Genomic DNA, 15,635 nt, shown 5'->3' with positions numbered 1-15,635 from the left:
AGCGTGGCGGCGCTGTTGCGTACACCGTCTCGCCGGTGTACTACCTGTCGTTCGGTACCGCTTGGCGCAGGCCGATCAGTACGCCCTCGGTGTCGCGGACGTAGCTGAGGCGGCCGACGCCGGGTAGTTCCTGGATCTCGCCGACCTGCTCGCCGCCCGCGTCCCGGGCGGCGGCCAGCGTCTGGTCAAGGTCGTCGACCCCGATCCAGGCGATCGCCGGCTGCGACTGGTACCGGTTGCTCATGATCGCGGCGTCGATGCCCTCGCCTGGGCCGGTGCGCGCCAGTAGGTATCGCTCCGGTACCGGCGCCGGTGTTACTTCCCAGCCGAACACCGAGCGGTAGAACCCGGCCGCCCGATCGTGGTCCTCGGCAACTATCTCGACATGAATGATGCGTCCCATGTACACGATCCTGCTGGTTTCGGGGGCTATTCGTCTTGGACGGATCTTCCATGCATCAGCGCGGCGATCCCGTCCCGTACCGCGACGAAGTCCGACGCGGACACCCCTGTGTAGCGTTTGAAGTCGCGGGCCGCGTGGGCCTGGTCGTAGTAGCCGTGCAAGGCCGCGAGGATCGCTGCCGCATCGGCTGGCCCGCCGAGCAGTCCGCCGACGAAGTCGTAGAACCGGATGATCTCGGCGTACTGCTTCGGCCCGATCCCGACGCACTTCTTGAACACCCGATACAACGTGCTGTACGAGGTCCCACACGCCGCGACGACTTCGGCCACCGCGACCCGCCCCCGCAACTCATCAACCACCCGCACCGCCTCACCAACCACCTCCGGCACAAACCCACCCAACCCGCCCCTACCAACCGAACCGATCGTCGCACCAGCCGTCGCACCGATCGTCGTGCCGGATGCCGAACCGGCCGTCGCACCGGCCGTCGCACCGGTTGCCGCACCGATCGTCGTGCCGGTCGTCGTGCCGGTTGTCGTGCCGGTTGTCGTGCCGGTTGCCGTGCCGGTTGTCGTGCCGATTGTCGTGCCGGTTGTCGTGCCGGTTGCCGCACCGGTTGCCGAACCGGTTGCCGTGCCGGTTGCCGTGCCGGTTGCCGAACCGGTTGCCGGACCGGTTGTCTTCAGGTGGTTTGTGAGGAAGTTGGTCAGTCGGCCGGCTCTCGCCTCGCCGAAGGCCTCCGCTCGCAACTCCCCCACGAGCTCGGCCAGAGCCTCCGCGCCAACCCACTCTGCGATCGGCAGCACCTCATCCACCAACGCGGGCAAACCGCACGCCCCCAGCCCCCACGGCGTGAACTCCACGCCCGCATAGCTGGACCTCCCCACCTGCCCGATCACCTGCGGCCGCGTCATCACCCCGAACACCGACGCCGTGTTCACCCACTCGATCCCCCGCACCGGATCATGCCGCGTACCCGCATCCCCCAACGCCACCGCCAGCCCCGGCCGCCCATTCGGAATCAGGATCTCCCGCCGCTCCTCGACAAGCACCCCCGACTCCACCAACCACACATGCTCAACCACCCCCCGCAACCGCCCCGCCACCGGAAACCGCTGATAACCCACAGCCCGCTCAACCACCTTCCGGCACCGGGAACGCCTGACAGCTCACAGCCCGCTCACCCCCAAACCGGTTTGGGGCACCCAGTAGCCCATTCCAGGAGTACAACGCACCCCGCTCCACACACCCACCCTCCCCAAACCGGTTTGGGACACTCAACACCCCGCCCCAGCAGCCGCTTGACGAATCCCATCGAGACACCCCCGCAGTCGTTCCGGCACGTGGAACAGCTGATAGCTCACGGCGTGCTCAACCACCTTCCGGTACCGGGAACGGCTGATGGCTCGCGGTCTGCTCAACCACCCTCCGCGTTCCTTTCGGCACTGGGAAAGTGGTGATGGTTCACAGGACGAATCGTAAGTCTCTGGCGTCGGGGGAATCGGTTACCGTTGATGAGTGACGAGTGTTGAGGTGTATCGCCTGTTGGGGTTTGCCGACGAGGACCGGGAGGATGCGGAGGCGTACCGGGCGGATCCGGTGGCGGTGCGGGGGCTGGTCGAGCAGATCCGGGCGTCGGTGGGGAAGCTCGGAAGCGAGCCGCAGTTCCAGATGCCGGAAGACCCGCGGGACTCGATCCAGGCGTTCCTGGAGACCGTGCCGGACATCCGGCGGTTCCACGCCGAGCGCGGGATTCCGGACGACATCAGCTGGGCGACGCTGGCCGACCTCGGCCAGCAGATCAAGGTCAATCGGCGTACGCACGGGAGCTACGGCCTGGAGACGCACTGGTGGATGACCATCCACTGGGTCGGCCAGATCTACGCGCTCGGCCGCCTGCAGTACCTGCTGCACCAGGTGACCGAGGAGCGTCCGGTGCCTGGTACGGAGACCGGCGAGTGGATCATCGGCGTACACATCCCGGAGACCGGTCCGCTGACCGACGAGCTGGTCGACGACAGCTTGGCGCAGGCTCGTGAGTTCTTCCCGCGGTACTTCCCGGAGTTCCCGGTGCGGACGGCGAACCTGTGGTCGTGGCTGCTCGACCCGTACCTGCTGGACAACTTGCCGCAGGACTCGAACATGGTGCGCTTCGGCCGCCGGTTCACGCCGTACGGGACGCCGAACGACAGCCAGGACAGCGCGATCTTCTTCACCTTCCGGACGCACGGTCTGGACCGGCTCGACGAGCTTCCGCAGGACACCCGGCTGCAGCGCCTGGTCGTCGGCCGGATCAAGGACGGCGGCACCTGGCAGAGCGCGTACGGCTACCTGAAGCTCTGACGAGCGGCCGCGACCTGGACCGCCGGCTGAGGCTAGGGCGGTGGGGGCTAGAACGGTTGGGGCCGGGCAGTTAGGACGGGCGGTTGTGACCGCTCGGCACGCCGTTCTTCGCCAGCCAGCTCGCCAGCTCCATGTTGGACACGCAGCGCACATCCGGCTGCGTACACGTCTGCTTGACGAAGTCGGTCAGCGCATCCGAGTAGACGCTGTTGTTCCAGCGGTTGAAGTGGTTGCCGAGGAACAGCGGCGGGTTCCCACCGGCCCGCGACTGGGCCAGTGCGGCGCGGTACGTCGCGAGGACCTGTGCCCGCAGCGCCGGCGCCTGGGCGATCGGTGCTTTGCGGGCCTGGGTCTGGGCGTACCAGAGGTTGTAGTCCATCGTCAGCGTCTTCTTGCTGGTGCCGGCCAGCGTCACCGACTCGAGCGGGAAGTTCCACAGGCCGTTGACCTTCTTCGGCCAGGCGATGTACCCGGGCGCGGACGCGTCGTACAGCATCCCGCGCTTCGCCATCGCCAGCCGGTACGCGGCGCGGTTGCCCTCCAGGCACGGCGTACGCATGCCCTTGACGGTCGACGGGTCGAACGGCGGCGCGACGGTCTTCCCGGCGGCCAAGGTCGGGCCGGTACGGACCATGTGGTCGAACGCGTTCAGCTCGGCGGTCCATTGCGCGGTCGTCCACTTCCCGATCCCGCTGGCGCCGCAGAAGTGGCCGTTGGCGTGCGTACCGATCTCCTGTCCTTCGGCGATCGCCTCGCGCAGCACGGTGGTCCGGGCCAGGACGTTCGCGGTGTCGCCCCAGCCGATCTCGGAGGCGCCGGGTTTGTGGAACGGCGGTTTGTAGTCGGTGCGGTGGTCCTCCGGGTACAGGTACGGACCGGAGAGGAAGAACGTCATCCGCGCGTTGACCTGCTTCGCGACGGCCCGCCAGCGAGCCCAGAGCGCGAGGTCGCCGGCGCCGTCGAAGGAGACGACGACGAAGAGCGGCGGTTTCCCGTTCGGCAACCGGCTCGGGAAGCTCCTGGTCACCGGCGCGGCGGCCGGCAAACCCGTACCCGGCGCTGTGGGTGCGGGCGTTGTCGGCGATGGGATTGTCGACGATGTCGTTGGCGAGGGGATTGTCGACGATGGGGTTGTCGACGATGGACCGGAGGGCGTGGGTTTCGCGGGCGGGGTGCTCGGCTTCGAGTCACTGGGTTTGCCCGCTGAGGTGCCGGATTTGCCCGGAGTGGGAGCGCCGGACGGCGCTACGTCGGCACATCCGGCCAGCACCGCCGCGCCGACCAACGCGGCGGCCGCGAGGTTCACCCCTGGCCTCACCACCTACCTACTGACGCACGGAATCACCCGAAGGTTGGTCCGGAACACGCCCGCGCGGGCAAACCGAGGCGGCGATCGTTAAACGGCTGTGATATTCAGGCGGCTGGGAGTTTTGCGGTGCGGCGCTTGACCGCGATCCGGCGGGTGGTCTCGATCACCAGGCCGATCACCGCCGCCAGCCCCAAACTGAACGCGAGCCCCAGCAACTGATCGTGCGCGAAGGCGTCCCCACCCAGATACCCGAGCAAAGCCACGTACGTGTACGCGATCGTCACGCCGAAGAACGTGAACACCAGGAACTTCTTGAACGAGTAACGGGTAGCGCCCGCCGTCAGCGTCGCCACCATCCGGGCGCCGGGGATGTACCGCACCGTCATCAGAATCAGCCCGCCGCGCGCATGCAGCGCCGTCGCGACCTTGTCGTACAGCTGCTGACGGCGCTCCTGCCGCTTCATCCACCGATGCAGCACCGGCCCGGACCCGCGGCCGAGGAAGTAGCAGGCCGACTCACCGATCACCGATCCGGCCATCGCGACCGCGATCACCAGCAGCAGATTCTGATGCCCGGCGGCAGCCGCCATCCCGGCGGTAATCACCATGCCCTCGCTCGGCACCACCGGAAACACCGCGTCAACCGCCGCGGCCACAAACAAGATCAGCAGCAGCCAATGCGAAGCCATCGCGACGCCCAACAGATGCCGCGCAACCTCCATCAACTCCGCCACGCAGAAAGAATGCCATCCCGGACCAACCAGGCTGTAATCCCACCGCCGTGATTCACCCCCGCTTCACCACTCGTTCACACCGCACGTCCACCGGCAGCGGGCGTAGCTGCAGCACCAGTCATGGCCCAAGCGGAGCGTTTGCTTTGGTTAGAGGTGGACTGGGAGTTCGCGGATGGCGTTCATCAGGAGGCTGGGGGTTCGGGGTGGGTCCTGGGTGGGGTCGGCCAGGCGGATGTTCGGGAAGCGCTCGAACAGCAGCTCGAGCGCGATTCGGCCCTCGAGGCGGGCCAGTGGCGCGCCGAGGCAGTGGTGGATTCCGTGCCCGAACGCGAGGTGCGCGGCATCGTCCCGGGTGATGTCCAGTTCGTCCGGCCGTTCGACCTTCCGGATGTCCCGGTTCGCCGGGAGCAGCGCGAACACGATCACCTCACCGGCGGCGATCCGTTGCCCGGCGATGTCGATCGGTGCCTGGGTCAGGTACGGGATGGCGGCCTGCAGCGGACCGTCGTACCTGAGCAACTCCTCCACCGCGGCCGGCAACCGCTCCGGCTCCGCCTTCAGCAACTCGAGCTGCTCGGGATGCCGGAGCAGCGCGTGGACGCCGTTGGTGATCAGGCTGACCGTGGTTTCATGGCCGGCCGCGAGCAGCAGGAAGACCATCGAGGTGAGTTCGTCCTCGCTGAGCCGGTCGCCGCCGTCACGGGCCTGGATCAGGCCGGAGAGCAGATCGTCGCTCGGCGATTGTTGTTTGTCGACAATCAGATCGTGGACACAGTCGAGCATCAACGTGGCCGCTTCCACGTACTCCTCCGCGGTGTGCACGGCCGCGTTCACGATCACCGACGACCACCGCCGGAACTCCGCCCGCCGAATCGCCGGAATCCCGATCAACTCGCAGATCACGGTGATCGGCAGCGGATAGCTGTACGCATCCACAAGATCGACCGCCCCGGCCCGGCCGCCCGCCTGGTCCCCCGCCCCGGACGCCCCGCCTGCCTCGACCGCCGTCCCGGACGCCCCGCTCAGCTGGTCGAGCAGTTCGGTGGCTATCTCGCGGATGCGTGGTTCCATCGCGTCGATCCGGCGGCGAGTGAAGGCCGCCGTGACCAGCTTGCGGAGCCGCGTGTGGTCCGGCGGGTTGGCACCGAGCATGTGCTGTTCGGTGCGGGCGATCAGGTCATCCATCACGGTGTCCCGGTGCGGCCCTTCCAGTGGCGACCGCACTACGTCCGGGTGGGCCAGCAACTCACGGGTCTCCGCGTACCCAGTGATCAAGCAAACCGGAACACCTGTGAACAGCGTGAGCCGCTGAACAGGCCCGTTGGCTGCAAGGTCCTCGAAGCCCCAGTGCCGGGCGATCCCACTCGTTTCCGTGAACGGCTGCCTCATCCAGCCAGCCTACGTTCGAGTAGTGCCTAGATGGCCGGCCAACTCAGTACGCGAGTGGATCCCCAGCTTCGCGTAGACCTTGCGCAGGTGGTACTCCACGGTCTTGGGACTCAGGAACAGCCGTGCCGCGGTCTCCCGGATGCTCCGCCCGTCCACGAGCAGCAAGGCGATCTGTCGCTCCTGCGGCGTCAGTTCATCCGCTGTACTCGGTACGCGGCGCCGCGCTGTCTCTCCAGTGGCTTTGAGCTCAGCCGCGGCCTGGTCAGCCCAACCAGGTGCACCTAGCGCATCGAATCCTTCCACTGCGAGCCGGAGCTGCGTACGGGCATCCACACGTCGCCGTACACGTCGCAGCCACGCCCCGTACGCCAGCCTGGTCCGGGCCAGTTCGAAAACGTCCAGTGTTTCTTCATGGTGGTGCAGTGCCAGCAGGAAGTCCTGTTCGCTGTCACCGGCTACCCCACGTGCCCGCGCTGCCCGTGCCAGCGACCACGGCTGCCCTTTCGCTGCCGCCAGCTCGAAGTGCTGCTGCGCTACGCGCTGGGCGTCGTCCACGCGACCCATCCGTACGTAGACCTCAACCAGCTCAGGCACTGGTGACAGGTCCGGGTCCCTGATGCCGTACTCGGCCAGTACGTCGACCAGGTGCTCGTACTGTGGCAGCGCCGATACTGGATCGCCCCGTCCGAGTTCCAGGTCTCCCAGGGCGAACAGCGACCACACTGTGCCGAGGCGGATCTCGCGATCAGTGCAGATGCGCAGACACTCCGCCGCGAGCTCCTGACACTCGGCTCTCCCCTGGTGGGACCACAGCCATGCCATTCCCGCCAGGTTCATTGCCAGTACGGCGGTTTGCCCGGTCTCCCGTGCTAAGTGGATCGCTTCGTCGTAGGACGCCTCCGCGTCAGCCCACCGATCGGTTGTCGCGTCGTCACGGCCTACTACGAACAGCAGCTCCGGCAAGGACGCCATCGCAACCTGCCCAGGCCGATCAAGCATCGCCTGCTGCCGCAACGTCCGCCGGGGCCCGGCCTCCCGCAAACACAACGCCCCCAGCAGTACCCACAGCTCCCACCGACTGTCCCGCCCAAGCTGAGCGGAGAGGGCGGCACCACCAGACTGGTCAAGTGAGGCGCGGGCGACCGCCCCGCTCAACTGGTCGGGTGTGGCGAGGGCGCCCCCGCTCAACTGGTCGGATGTGGCGCGGGCGACCGCCCCGTTCGGCTGGTCGGGAGTAGCGAGGGCGATTGCTTCGTGTAGCTGGGTGGGGCCGCCGTGGCCGGCGAGGATCTTGGCTACTCCGCCGGCCAGCAGGCCGACCACGCGCAGACCGGGGCGCTGGACGTCCGGGAGCAGACGGTCCAGCTCGTACGCGGCCTCCAGCCCGGCGGCCGTGTCACACATCCGGAAGCACGCTCCGACCGCGTCGGCGAGCAGCCCCGTGGCGACATCCGGATCGTCGCAGTCAGCCGCGGCAGCGACCAGGAGGTCGCGCGCACGACGCGGCGAACCGCACTTGACCTCGATGTCACCCCGGATCTCCTGCGCCCACAGACCAACCTCTACGGGCGGCTGCAACGCCAGTGCGTCGTCCAGGAGCGCCTGCGCCCGCTCGGGCAGCCCAGCTGACCAGGCAGCAGCACCAGCGGCAACCAGCCGGCGAGCACGATCCTGCGGCCCTTGACTCAGCCGCCCAGCCCGCTCGTACGCCGTCGCCGCCACCGCATGCGCACCCCGTGCCGCCGCATGCTCAGCCGCAACAACCAGTCCGGCCGCCACCTCGTCATCAGCTCCCAGAACAGCCTCGGACAGGTGCCAGGCACGCCTGTCCGGGTCCGGCGTCGTCCGGGCCACAGCAGCATGTGCAGTACGCCGCTCTGCAGGCGCAGCCGTCGTGTAGATCGCGGACCGGACCAGCGGATGCCGGAACAGCACTTCACCGTCGCGAACCGCGATCAGCCCAACCGCCTCGGCCTCCGCCAACGCGGCAACGTCGACACCGAGCTCCTCGCACACCCTGGTCACCGCACCGAGCTCACACTCGTCAATGGCAGCCACCAGCAGTGCGGCACGCGCATCCGGGGTCAGCTGGCTTGCCCGGGCAGCGAACCCCTCGGCGAGCATCGTCGGGACAGGAAGCGGTACACCAGGAGGCACCCGCTGCAGGCGGTCCGGGTCGTCTGCCAGCTCCAGAAGCGCCAGCGGGTTACCTGCGACGCTCCGGTGCAGCTGCTCGACCAGCTCACCCGGCAACTGCCACATCAGCTGCCGCGCCGCCTCCAGCGGTATCCCTCCCAGCTGCAGTTGCGGCAGGTCCGCCTCGAACGGATGCGGTTCGTTGGCGCGTACGGAGATCAGCATGACGATCGGATCAGCCACCAACCGTCGCGCCGCGAAGAGCAGTGCTTCGGCGGAAGGCCGGTCCAGCTGGTGCGCGTCGTCGATGATCAGTACGAGCGGCGCATCCTCGGCGTACCGGCACAACAAACTCAGCGTCGCCGCACCGACACCAAACCGATCAGCACCTCCCGCACCAGTTGCGGAGCCGAGAGCTAGAGCGGACGACAGGGCGGATTGCTGAGCCGAGGGGATGCGGCTGAGGTGCGGCAGTGCTGGCCGTAGTAGCTGGAGCAGGGCACCGAACGGGAGTTCTCGTTCGGCTTCGGTGCCACGGGCCCGGAGGACATGCAGTCCGGTTGCCAGCGCGGCGGCCTCGTCTAGCAGGGTGGTCTTGCCGATGCCGGGTTCGCCGGTGACGAGCAGTACGCCGGCGGCTCCGACGCGTGCCCCCGCGATCAGTTGCTCGATCACCCGGCGCTCCGCGGCCCGCCCGATCAGCATGTCTCGCAGTGTGCACCAGGTGACCCACCTGATGCGATGGCCAACCACCCGTACCTAGGTTCGGCCGTAAGAGACCACTAGGGGAGGAAATCATGACTGTTGCCATCGACAGCGACAAGCTGATGGGTCTGGTGTACCGGGCGGTGGACGAGGTCGGAGCGACACTCAACGCCGCGCTGGTCGTGATGGGCGACCGGCTCGGCTACTACCAGGCGCTGGCCGACCACGGTCCGGCCACAGCACCCGAGCTGGCAGAACGCACTGGTACCGACGAGCACTACACCCGCGAGTGGCTGAACGCCCAGGCAGCAGGTGGTTTCGTCGAGTACGACGCTGATACTGGCCGCTACACGTTGCCGCCAGAGCAGACTGTGGCTCTGACCGATCCGAGCAGCCCGGCGTACTTGCCAGGGTTCTTCCAGATCGCCCTGGGTACGGTGCAGCACACCACCCAGACGATCGAGGCAGCTCGTAGTGGTGCGGGCATCGGGTGGCACGAGCACACGTCGGACGTGCACATCGGGTGTGAGCGGTTCTTCCGCCCGTCGTACAACGCCAATCTCCTGTCCAGCTGGCTGCCCGCGCTGGATGGCGTGGTTGCGCGGCTGGAGCGCGGTGGGACGGTGGCCGACATCGGCTGCGGGCACGGCGCCTCCACGATCCTGATGGCCGAAGCGTTCCCGCGGTCGACCTTCATCGGCTCGGACTACCACCAGCCGTCGATCGAAACGGCGCGGCTCCGTGCCGCGGACGCGGGTCTGGGCGGACGGGTGACCTTCGAGGTCGCGCCGGCCGACGAGTTCAGTGGAGCCGGGTACGACCTGGTGACCACCTTCGACGCGCTGCACGACATGGGCGACCCGGTCGGCGCGGCCCGGCACGTACGCGATGCGCTGGCGTCCGACGGCACTTGGATGCTGGTCGAGCCGATGGCCGGCGACCACGTCGAGGACAACCTGAACCCGGTCGGCCGGGCGTACTACGGGTTCTCGACCCTGCTGTGCACCCCGGCGTCGCTGTCCCAGCCGGTAGGCCTCGCGCTCGGAACCCAAGCCGGCCCGGCCCGCATCCGCGCCGTCACCGAGGCCGCCGGCTTCACGCGCTTCCGCACCGTCGCCCAGACCCCGTTCAACCTGGTCTTCGAGGTCCGTCCTTAACGCTCTACTGCTCGGCCGCGGAGGCGGTCGAGGACGAGGACCAGCACGACCGTGGCCGTGAGCAGCACGACTGCTTCGGCCGCGGCCGTGAAGGTCTGGCCGCGGTCGGTGAGGGCGAAGATGCTGACCGGCAACGTCCGCCACGACGCCGGGTAGACCATGATCGTCGCGCCGACCTCGCCCATCGACAAGGCCACCGACAGCGCGGCCGCGGAGGCGATCGCCGGCAGCAGCATCGGCAGGCGTACGCGCCAGAGCACCCGGGCGGGCGATGCACCGAGCGACGCGGCCACGTCGGCGTACGCGGGATCGACCCGCTGGATCGCGGCCGCCACCGTTCCGTAGCTGAAGGCAACCATCAGGACGAGGTGCGCGATCACCACGATCCACCGGGTGCCGTTCAGCAGGATCGGCGGCCGGGAGAACGCGACCAGCAGACCGAGCCCGACCACCACGGACGGTACGGCGATCGGCAAGTGGTGCATCGCGTCCGCGACCCGCGCGAACCGGGTGCCCGCGGCCGACAGCGCGCCCCAGGTGCCGAACCCGACCGCGAGCAAACCACCGAGGAACGCTGTCTGCAGACTCACCGACAAGGACGCCAGCTCGTCGCCGGACAGTGCCTGCCGGAAATGATCGGTGGTCGGTGCTGACGGCAACATTCCGTTCCAGGAGCCGGCGAACGCGGCCGCGATCACCACCAGAAACGGCATCAGCACCAGCAAGCCGAAGACCACCGCGAAGGCGATCCAGACAATTGTCTTCCCGGACTTAGTCCAGACGAGCACGACGACCTCCGAGTGCGGTTCGCAGTACGGCGTACAGCCCGAGCGACAGAGCGATCTGGACGACGGCGATCACGCACGCACCCGGGTAGTCGAACATGACGATGCCTTTGGTGTGTACGAGCATCGGCAAGGTGGTCGTGCCTTTCGCGCCGAGAAACAGCACGATGCCGAACTCGTTCAGGGTCAGCAGCAAGGTCAGACTGCCACCGGCGACCAGAGCGGGGCGTACTTCAGGTAGAACAACTTGCCGCAGTACGCGCCAGGGGCCGGCACCGAGACTTGCGGCGACATCCAGTTGTGCTCGCGGCATCCTGCTCATCGCGGCGAGAAGCGGGCGCATCACGAACGGGGTGTAGAAGGTGATTTCGGCGAGTATGACCGCCCAGGGCGAGGTGAGAAATCCACCCGCACGGAGGATGCCGGCCGCGCCGTAGATGAAGGTGAACGACAAGGCGACCAGGAACGACGGCAAGGCAAGCATCGTGTCGACAAGTCCGGCGACCAGGCGAGCGCCTGGGAACGGTACAAAGCTGATCACGACGGCAAGGAACGTACCGACAAGCAGACATCCGATCGTGGAGCTGACGGCGATCTGCACGGTCCGGAGAAGCGCGTCCTGGAACTCGGACGACCCGATCACGTCGCCCCAGGCCGGCACGGATTCGATTGCCACCAGCACCAATGGGTACACGACGAGCACGGCGATCAGCACCAACGGTGGGAGCACCCACAACCATCTGGCGTCCCGCCGCTTGTCGTTGCTCATCACAACGGTCGATCCCAGCGCTTCAACGGCCATCAGTTCTGCTCCGCCGGAACCAGGCTGCAAGCTTCCACCGGAAACTCCATCAACACCTGTGTCCCAAGCGCAGGCACCGCACGATCCGCAGCGACATCAACCCGAACCGACACGTCCGCCAACCCGTCAACCGTGCACATCAGCTGATTAGTTGCCCCACGCCACTGCATCCCCACAACCCGCCCCGGCACACCAGTTGGCCGGTCCAGCCGAATCGCGTGTGGCCGGATGCAAAGGAGGTTGTTGCCTGGTGCTGCTTGCAATCCCGGAAGCGCCTGTCCTGCGAGGCGTACGCCGCCCTCGAAAGGCTCCACCGGAAGGAGATTGGCTCCGCCAAGAAAGGCCGCGGTGAAGGCCGACGGCGGCTTTTCGTACAGCTCGGCGGACGGTGCCACATCCACCAGCCGCGCGTCCCGCATCACCGCGATCCGGTCCGCAAGGGCGAGCGCCTCCGATTGATCATGCGTCACGTACACAATCGCGATGTCCGGCACCTCGCGGCGCAGCTTCTGCAATTCGCCGAGCATGTCGGCCCGCAATTGTGCATCCAGCGCGGCGAGCGGCTCGTCCAGCAAAAGTACCGGCGGCTGGATCGCCAGCGCCCGCGCAATCGCCACCCGTTGCTGCTGCCCGCCGGAAAGCTCCCGCGGAAACCGCCGCGCGTACGCCGTCATACCAACCATCTCGAGCATCTCAGCCACTCGCTTGGCCACCTCGGCCTTGGGCCGCCGCGCCGCCTTCAGCCCAAAGCCGACGTTCTCGGCGACCCGCAGATGCGGAAACAATGCGTACTGCTGGACCACCACCCCGATCCCCCGCTTCGCCGGCGGAAGGTCCGTGACGTCCCGGCCGGCCAGCCGGATCCGGCCCCTCGACGGCCGGACGAACCCGGCCACCGCCTTCAGCGCGGTCGACTTCCCGGACCCGGACGGCCCGAGCAGCGCGACCGTCTCACCGGCCGCGACGCTCAGGTCGAACCCTTCCAGCGCGCACGTACGGCCGAAGTTGACCGTCACGTCCTCGAGCTGAACGGTCATCCCACAGCCTTCGTGTACGCCGCGACGTCCGCGTCCAGCTCGGTCAGCACCGCGGACCAATCGGGCTGCCAGACCTCCACACCCTGGGTCGCCTTCTCGACGGTCTGGAAGTTCGCGTCGGCCGGCTTGACGTCGTCCCGCGCCGGAAGCCCGAACGCGTCCTTCGAAACGGTCTGCTGCGCGTCGGTCGAGAGCAGGTACTCCATCAGCTTCTTGCCGCCATCGGCGTTCGGCGCACCGGCGCCAAGACCCATCACGTACGGCAGCGCCAGCGTGGTCTGCTTACCGTCCTTTGTCGCCGGGAAGAAGATGCTGAACGCCGACTTGTCGTTGGCGATCGACGCGGCATTCATCTGCACATCACCGTTCGCGACCAGCAATTCGCCCTTACTGACCTTCGGCTGCAGTTTGCCGGTCGACGCCGACGGGCCGACGTTGTTCGCCTCGAGTTTCTTCAGGTAGTCGAGAGCACCGTCTTTTCCGAGCAGATGCTGAAGGAGCAGCAGCACCGCCGTACCGTCACCGGCCTGACCGGGCGTGGAGTACTGCAGTTTGCCCTTGAACTTCGGGTCGAGCAGGTCGTCGAACGTTTTCGGCGTACCGGCCTGCTGATTCGCGATGAAGCACAAGTAGTTGTCGACGACGGCGACATAATCGTCAGCCTTGACGCCCTTGACCCGATCACTGCCGGGTACGGAGTACTTCTGCAGCAAACCGTCCTTCGATGCCTTCTGAATGAACGGCGGCAACGTCACGACGACATCGGCCTGCGAGTTCGACTTCTCCTTTTGCAGCCGGGAAACCACTTCGCCCGAACCGGCCTCGACTGTCTGTACCTTGATCCCGGTCTGCTGGGTGAACGCGTCGAACCGGGTCTTGTACCAGTCCGCCAGGCCGTCCGCGGTGTAGACGGTCACGGTTTTGTTGCCGCCGTCAACGGTCGACGCGGCGCCGGTGCCACCACAGGCTGTGGCAGCGGTGAGTAATAGGGCGGCGCTGAGCAGAGTCTTGAGTGCCTTCACTTCTCCAGCCTTCGATCGAGGAGCAGGCCGGGCAGCTCCCGGACCGACTCGAGGACGTGCGTAGCTCCCGCGGCAGTCAGCTGTTGCTTGCCGTGGGCACCGGTCAGGACGCCGGCCACGATCCCGGCACCGGCCCGAATCCCGGTCGTCATGTCATAGGCGGTGTCCCCGGCCACGGCCACGTTCCGTACGCCGTCGGCGCGCAGCTCGATCAGCGCCTTCAGCACCATGTCCGGGTACGGTCTGCCGCGGCCCGCCTGCGCCGGACAGAGAGTGAGATCGGCCAGCCGCTGCCAGCCGAGAGCGGTCAGAATCCGGTGCTGCGTGGTCTCGGAGAACCCGGTCGTGAGACAGACCTTGATGCCTTCACGTTGCAGTTGCCGGATCGCGTCCTCGGCACCGTCGATCGGGCGCAAACCATCGTCGACGAGCTCACCGTACGCCGCCTCGAACGCCGCGTTGGCCTGCTGGGCAGCGGTTTCAGCGCCGAGCAGTGCGCGGAAGACAGTGATCTTCGATTCGCCCATGGTGGCGCGTACGTGGGCGATCATCTCCTCGTACTGCTGCGTCCCGGGATTGATGCCCTGGGCACCGATCGCGGCGGTGAAGGCCCGCTCGACCAGCCCGTCGTCGGCGACCGTCGTCCCCGCCATGTCCAGCACAGCCAGCTGAATCATGAAACACCCCCGAAGCTCTCCTCGGCGATTGCCGGCGCCATCGTCATACCGCGGCCGCCCGGACCCGTGATCAGGTGTACGCCGTCGGCGACCTGTCGGCGGACGATCACCTCATCACTGGTTGCCTGTGAATAGACACCCGCCCAGCGCCGCGTGATCGCGGGCAGTTCGCGGCCGAGGATGCTCTCGACGGTGGCGCGCAGGTAGTCGTACGGATCGCTGTGGACGTCGAACGTGAACGGTTCTTCGTACTCGTGGGTGTCGCCAATGGTCAGCCCACCGTGCGTACGCTGCACCATCAGCAGTTGCATCTTGTGCGCTTCCGCGATCGGGGCCTGCTTGCCGAGACCGTTCAGCGCCGGGCCGTCGTACGCCGGGTAGTACCGGAAACTGTCCGCGTCGGCGACCGCTGTGGTGAGGGTGTCGCCGAGTGGTGCGGTCTGCATCATCTGCAGGCGGACGCGGCGGACCGGAAGATCATCGGTGAGCTCGCGGATCAGGCCGGCGTGCCACGCGCCCGTACACAGGAATACGAGGTCGCCCGCGTGGGTGTCGCCGTGGTCGTCGATGACGCGACCGGTGGCGACGTTGCGCACTTCCCGTCCTCCGACGAACTGGTAGCGGCCGGACTTCAGCAGCTCGGCCCGGAGCGCCGGCAGTACCTCGCGGGGCTCGACGATCGCGTCTCGCGCACACCACAGCGCGCCCAGTAGCTCACCCCGCAACGCTGGGTTGCGAGCCCGGGTCTGCTCCGCGTCGAGCACCTGAAACCCGCGCTCCTTCGCATCCGGCCGGGCGGGGGCTTCCTTCGCGATGCTCAGCTCGGCCTCGGTGCGGCAGATTGTCAACGATCCTGCCGTGCGGACGCCGATCCCCGGCACGTCGGCCCACAGATCCCGGGCCCGCTGCGCGAGCTCGATCTCGGCGCCGTCGGCGCGACCGCTGACCCAGACCAGCCCGAAGTTCCGCACACTCGCCCCACGGGCCTCCGGCTCACGCTCAAGCTGCAGTACCTCGTACCCACGCTGCACCGCTTCCCAGGCGTGGAACGTACCCAGTACGCCACCGCCCACCACAACCACCCGCACAACCGCTCCTCTCGTCCGCACCAAGATTGGTCCGGACCAATGAAGCGC

The 15,635-nt window shown here is 67.4% G+C and carries 14 protein-coding genes; 2 read left to right on the top strand and 12 right to left on the bottom strand.

Going from position 1 to position 15,635, the window contains the following annotated elements; all coding sequences use genetic code 11:
- Positions 1–40 precede the first annotated feature (40 nt).
- A complete protein-coding gene (locus ABD260_RS24880; protein WP_344236889.1) occupies positions 41–403 on the bottom strand; it encodes a VOC family protein in 363 nt (120 codons plus the stop codon).
- 26 nt (positions 404–429) lie between these two features.
- Positions 430–1,509, bottom strand: a complete 1,080-nt coding sequence (locus tag ABD260_RS24875; protein WP_344237123.1) for an AraC family transcriptional regulator — start codon at positions 1,507–1,509, stop codon at positions 430–432.
- Positions 1,510–1,921: 412 nt separating this feature from the next.
- Between ABD260_RS24875 and ABD260_RS24870 the strand changes: the two genes are divergently transcribed.
- Positions 1,922–2,746, top strand: coding sequence for an acyltransferase domain-containing protein (locus tag ABD260_RS24870; RefSeq protein WP_344236887.1), 825 nt, complete (start codon positions 1,922–1,924; stop codon positions 2,744–2,746).
- A gap of 70 nt (positions 2,747–2,816) precedes the next feature.
- On the opposite strand, the gene ABD260_RS24865 is transcribed toward ABD260_RS24870, so the two are convergent.
- The 4 genes from ABD260_RS24865 to ABD260_RS24850 all read right to left on the bottom strand — a co-directional run bounded on the left by ABD260_RS24865 (position 2,817) and on the right by ABD260_RS24850 (position 9,019).
- Complete coding sequence (locus ABD260_RS24865) at positions 2,817–4,064, bottom strand: polysaccharide deacetylase family protein (RefSeq protein ID WP_344236885.1); 1,248 nt, start codon at positions 4,062–4,064, stop codon at positions 2,817–2,819.
- Between the two features lie 95 nt (positions 4,065–4,159).
- Positions 4,160–4,789, bottom strand: a complete 630-nt coding sequence (locus ABD260_RS24860; RefSeq protein WP_344236883.1) for a DedA family protein — start codon at positions 4,787–4,789, stop codon at positions 4,160–4,162.
- Between the two features lie 147 nt (positions 4,790–4,936).
- A complete protein-coding gene (locus ABD260_RS24855) occupies positions 4,937–6,178 on the bottom strand; it encodes a cytochrome P450 family protein (RefSeq protein WP_344236881.1) in 1,242 nt (413 codons plus the stop codon).
- Positions 6,179–6,187: 9 nt separating this feature from the next.
- Positions 6,188–9,019: a helix-turn-helix transcriptional regulator gene (locus ABD260_RS24850; protein WP_344236879.1), complete on the bottom strand. Its 2,832-nt coding sequence runs from the start codon at positions 9,017–9,019 to the stop codon at positions 6,188–6,190.
- Positions 9,020–9,111: 92 nt separating this feature from the next.
- Here ABD260_RS24850 and ABD260_RS24845 point away from each other — a divergent pair, with 92 nt between their 5' ends.
- A complete protein-coding gene (locus ABD260_RS24845; RefSeq protein ID WP_344236877.1) occupies positions 9,112–10,176 on the top strand; it encodes a class I SAM-dependent methyltransferase in 1,065 nt (354 codons plus the stop codon).
- On the opposite strand, the gene ABD260_RS24840 is transcribed toward ABD260_RS24845, so the two are convergent.
- From ABD260_RS24840 to ABD260_RS24815, 6 genes are read right to left on the bottom strand one after another with little or no spacing between them, the layout of a single operon-like run.
- The gene (locus ABD260_RS24840; RefSeq protein ID WP_344236875.1) at positions 10,173–10,964 is read right to left on the bottom strand and encodes an ABC transporter permease; all 792 of its coding nucleotides are present in this window, start codon (positions 10,962–10,964) and stop codon (positions 10,173–10,175) included. The genes ABD260_RS24845 and ABD260_RS24840 overlap by 4 nt on opposite strands.
- Complete coding sequence (locus ABD260_RS24835; RefSeq protein ID WP_344236873.1) at positions 10,948–11,763, bottom strand: 2-aminoethylphosphonate ABC transporter permease subunit; 816 nt, start codon at positions 11,761–11,763, stop codon at positions 10,948–10,950. The genes ABD260_RS24840 and ABD260_RS24835 overlap by 17 nt, the downstream gene beginning before the upstream one ends.
- On the bottom strand, positions 11,763–12,800 hold the full coding sequence (locus ABD260_RS24830) for an ABC transporter ATP-binding protein (protein ID WP_344236871.1): 1,038 nt from the start codon (positions 12,798–12,800) through the stop codon (positions 11,763–11,765). Before ABD260_RS24830 ends, ABD260_RS24835 begins: the two co-directional genes overlap by 1 nt.
- Positions 12,797–13,822: a 2-aminoethylphosphonate ABC transporter substrate-binding protein gene (locus ABD260_RS24825; RefSeq protein ID WP_344236869.1), complete on the bottom strand. Its 1,026-nt coding sequence runs from the start codon at positions 13,820–13,822 to the stop codon at positions 12,797–12,799. Before ABD260_RS24825 ends, ABD260_RS24830 begins: the two co-directional genes overlap by 4 nt.
- Positions 13,819–14,499, bottom strand: coding sequence for a phosphonatase-like hydrolase (locus ABD260_RS24820; protein ID WP_344236867.1), 681 nt, complete (start codon positions 14,497–14,499; stop codon positions 13,819–13,821). Before ABD260_RS24820 ends, ABD260_RS24825 begins: the two co-directional genes overlap by 4 nt.
- Complete coding sequence (locus ABD260_RS24815; RefSeq protein WP_344236865.1) at positions 14,496–15,587, bottom strand: TIGR03364 family FAD-dependent oxidoreductase; 1,092 nt, start codon at positions 15,585–15,587, stop codon at positions 14,496–14,498. Before ABD260_RS24815 ends, ABD260_RS24820 begins: the two co-directional genes overlap by 4 nt.
- Between the last annotated feature and the right edge of the window lie 48 nt (positions 15,588–15,635).

The organism is Kribbella hippodromi (assembly GCF_039531045.1).
In the GTDB taxonomy this organism is placed as follows: domain Bacteria; phylum Actinomycetota; class Actinomycetes; order Propionibacteriales; family Kribbellaceae; genus Kribbella; species Kribbella hippodromi.
The sequence above is the reverse complement of the archived record's forward strand: the minus strand, read 5'-3'. Positions and strand labels throughout refer to the sequence as shown.

Excerpts from the sequence above, each read along its gene's own strand:
- ABD260_RS24845 (WP_344236877.1), top strand. The coding sequence starts at position 9,112 with ATGACTGTTGCCATCGACAGCGACAAGCTGATGGGTCTGGTGTACCGG.
- ABD260_RS24850 (WP_344236879.1), bottom strand. The coding sequence starts at position 9,019 with ATGCTGATCGGGCGGGCCGCGGAGCGCCGGGTGATCGAGCAACTGATC.
- ABD260_RS24820 (WP_344236867.1), bottom strand. The coding sequence starts at position 14,499 with ATGATTCAGCTGGCTGTGCTGGACATGGCGGGGACGACGGTCGCCGAC.
- ABD260_RS24835 (WP_344236873.1), bottom strand. The coding sequence starts at position 11,763 with ATGGCCGTTGAAGCGCTGGGATCGACCGTTGTGATGAGCAACGACAAG.
- ABD260_RS24880 (WP_344236889.1), bottom strand. The coding sequence starts at position 403 with ATGGGACGCATCATTCATGTCGAGATAGTTGCCGAGGACCACGATCGG.
- ABD260_RS24855 (WP_344236881.1), bottom strand. The coding sequence starts at position 6,178 with ATGAGGCAGCCGTTCACGGAAACGAGTGGGATCGCCCGGCACTGGGGC.
- ABD260_RS24830 (WP_344236871.1), bottom strand. The coding sequence starts at position 12,800 with ATGACCGTTCAGCTCGAGGACGTGACGGTCAACTTCGGCCGTACGTGC.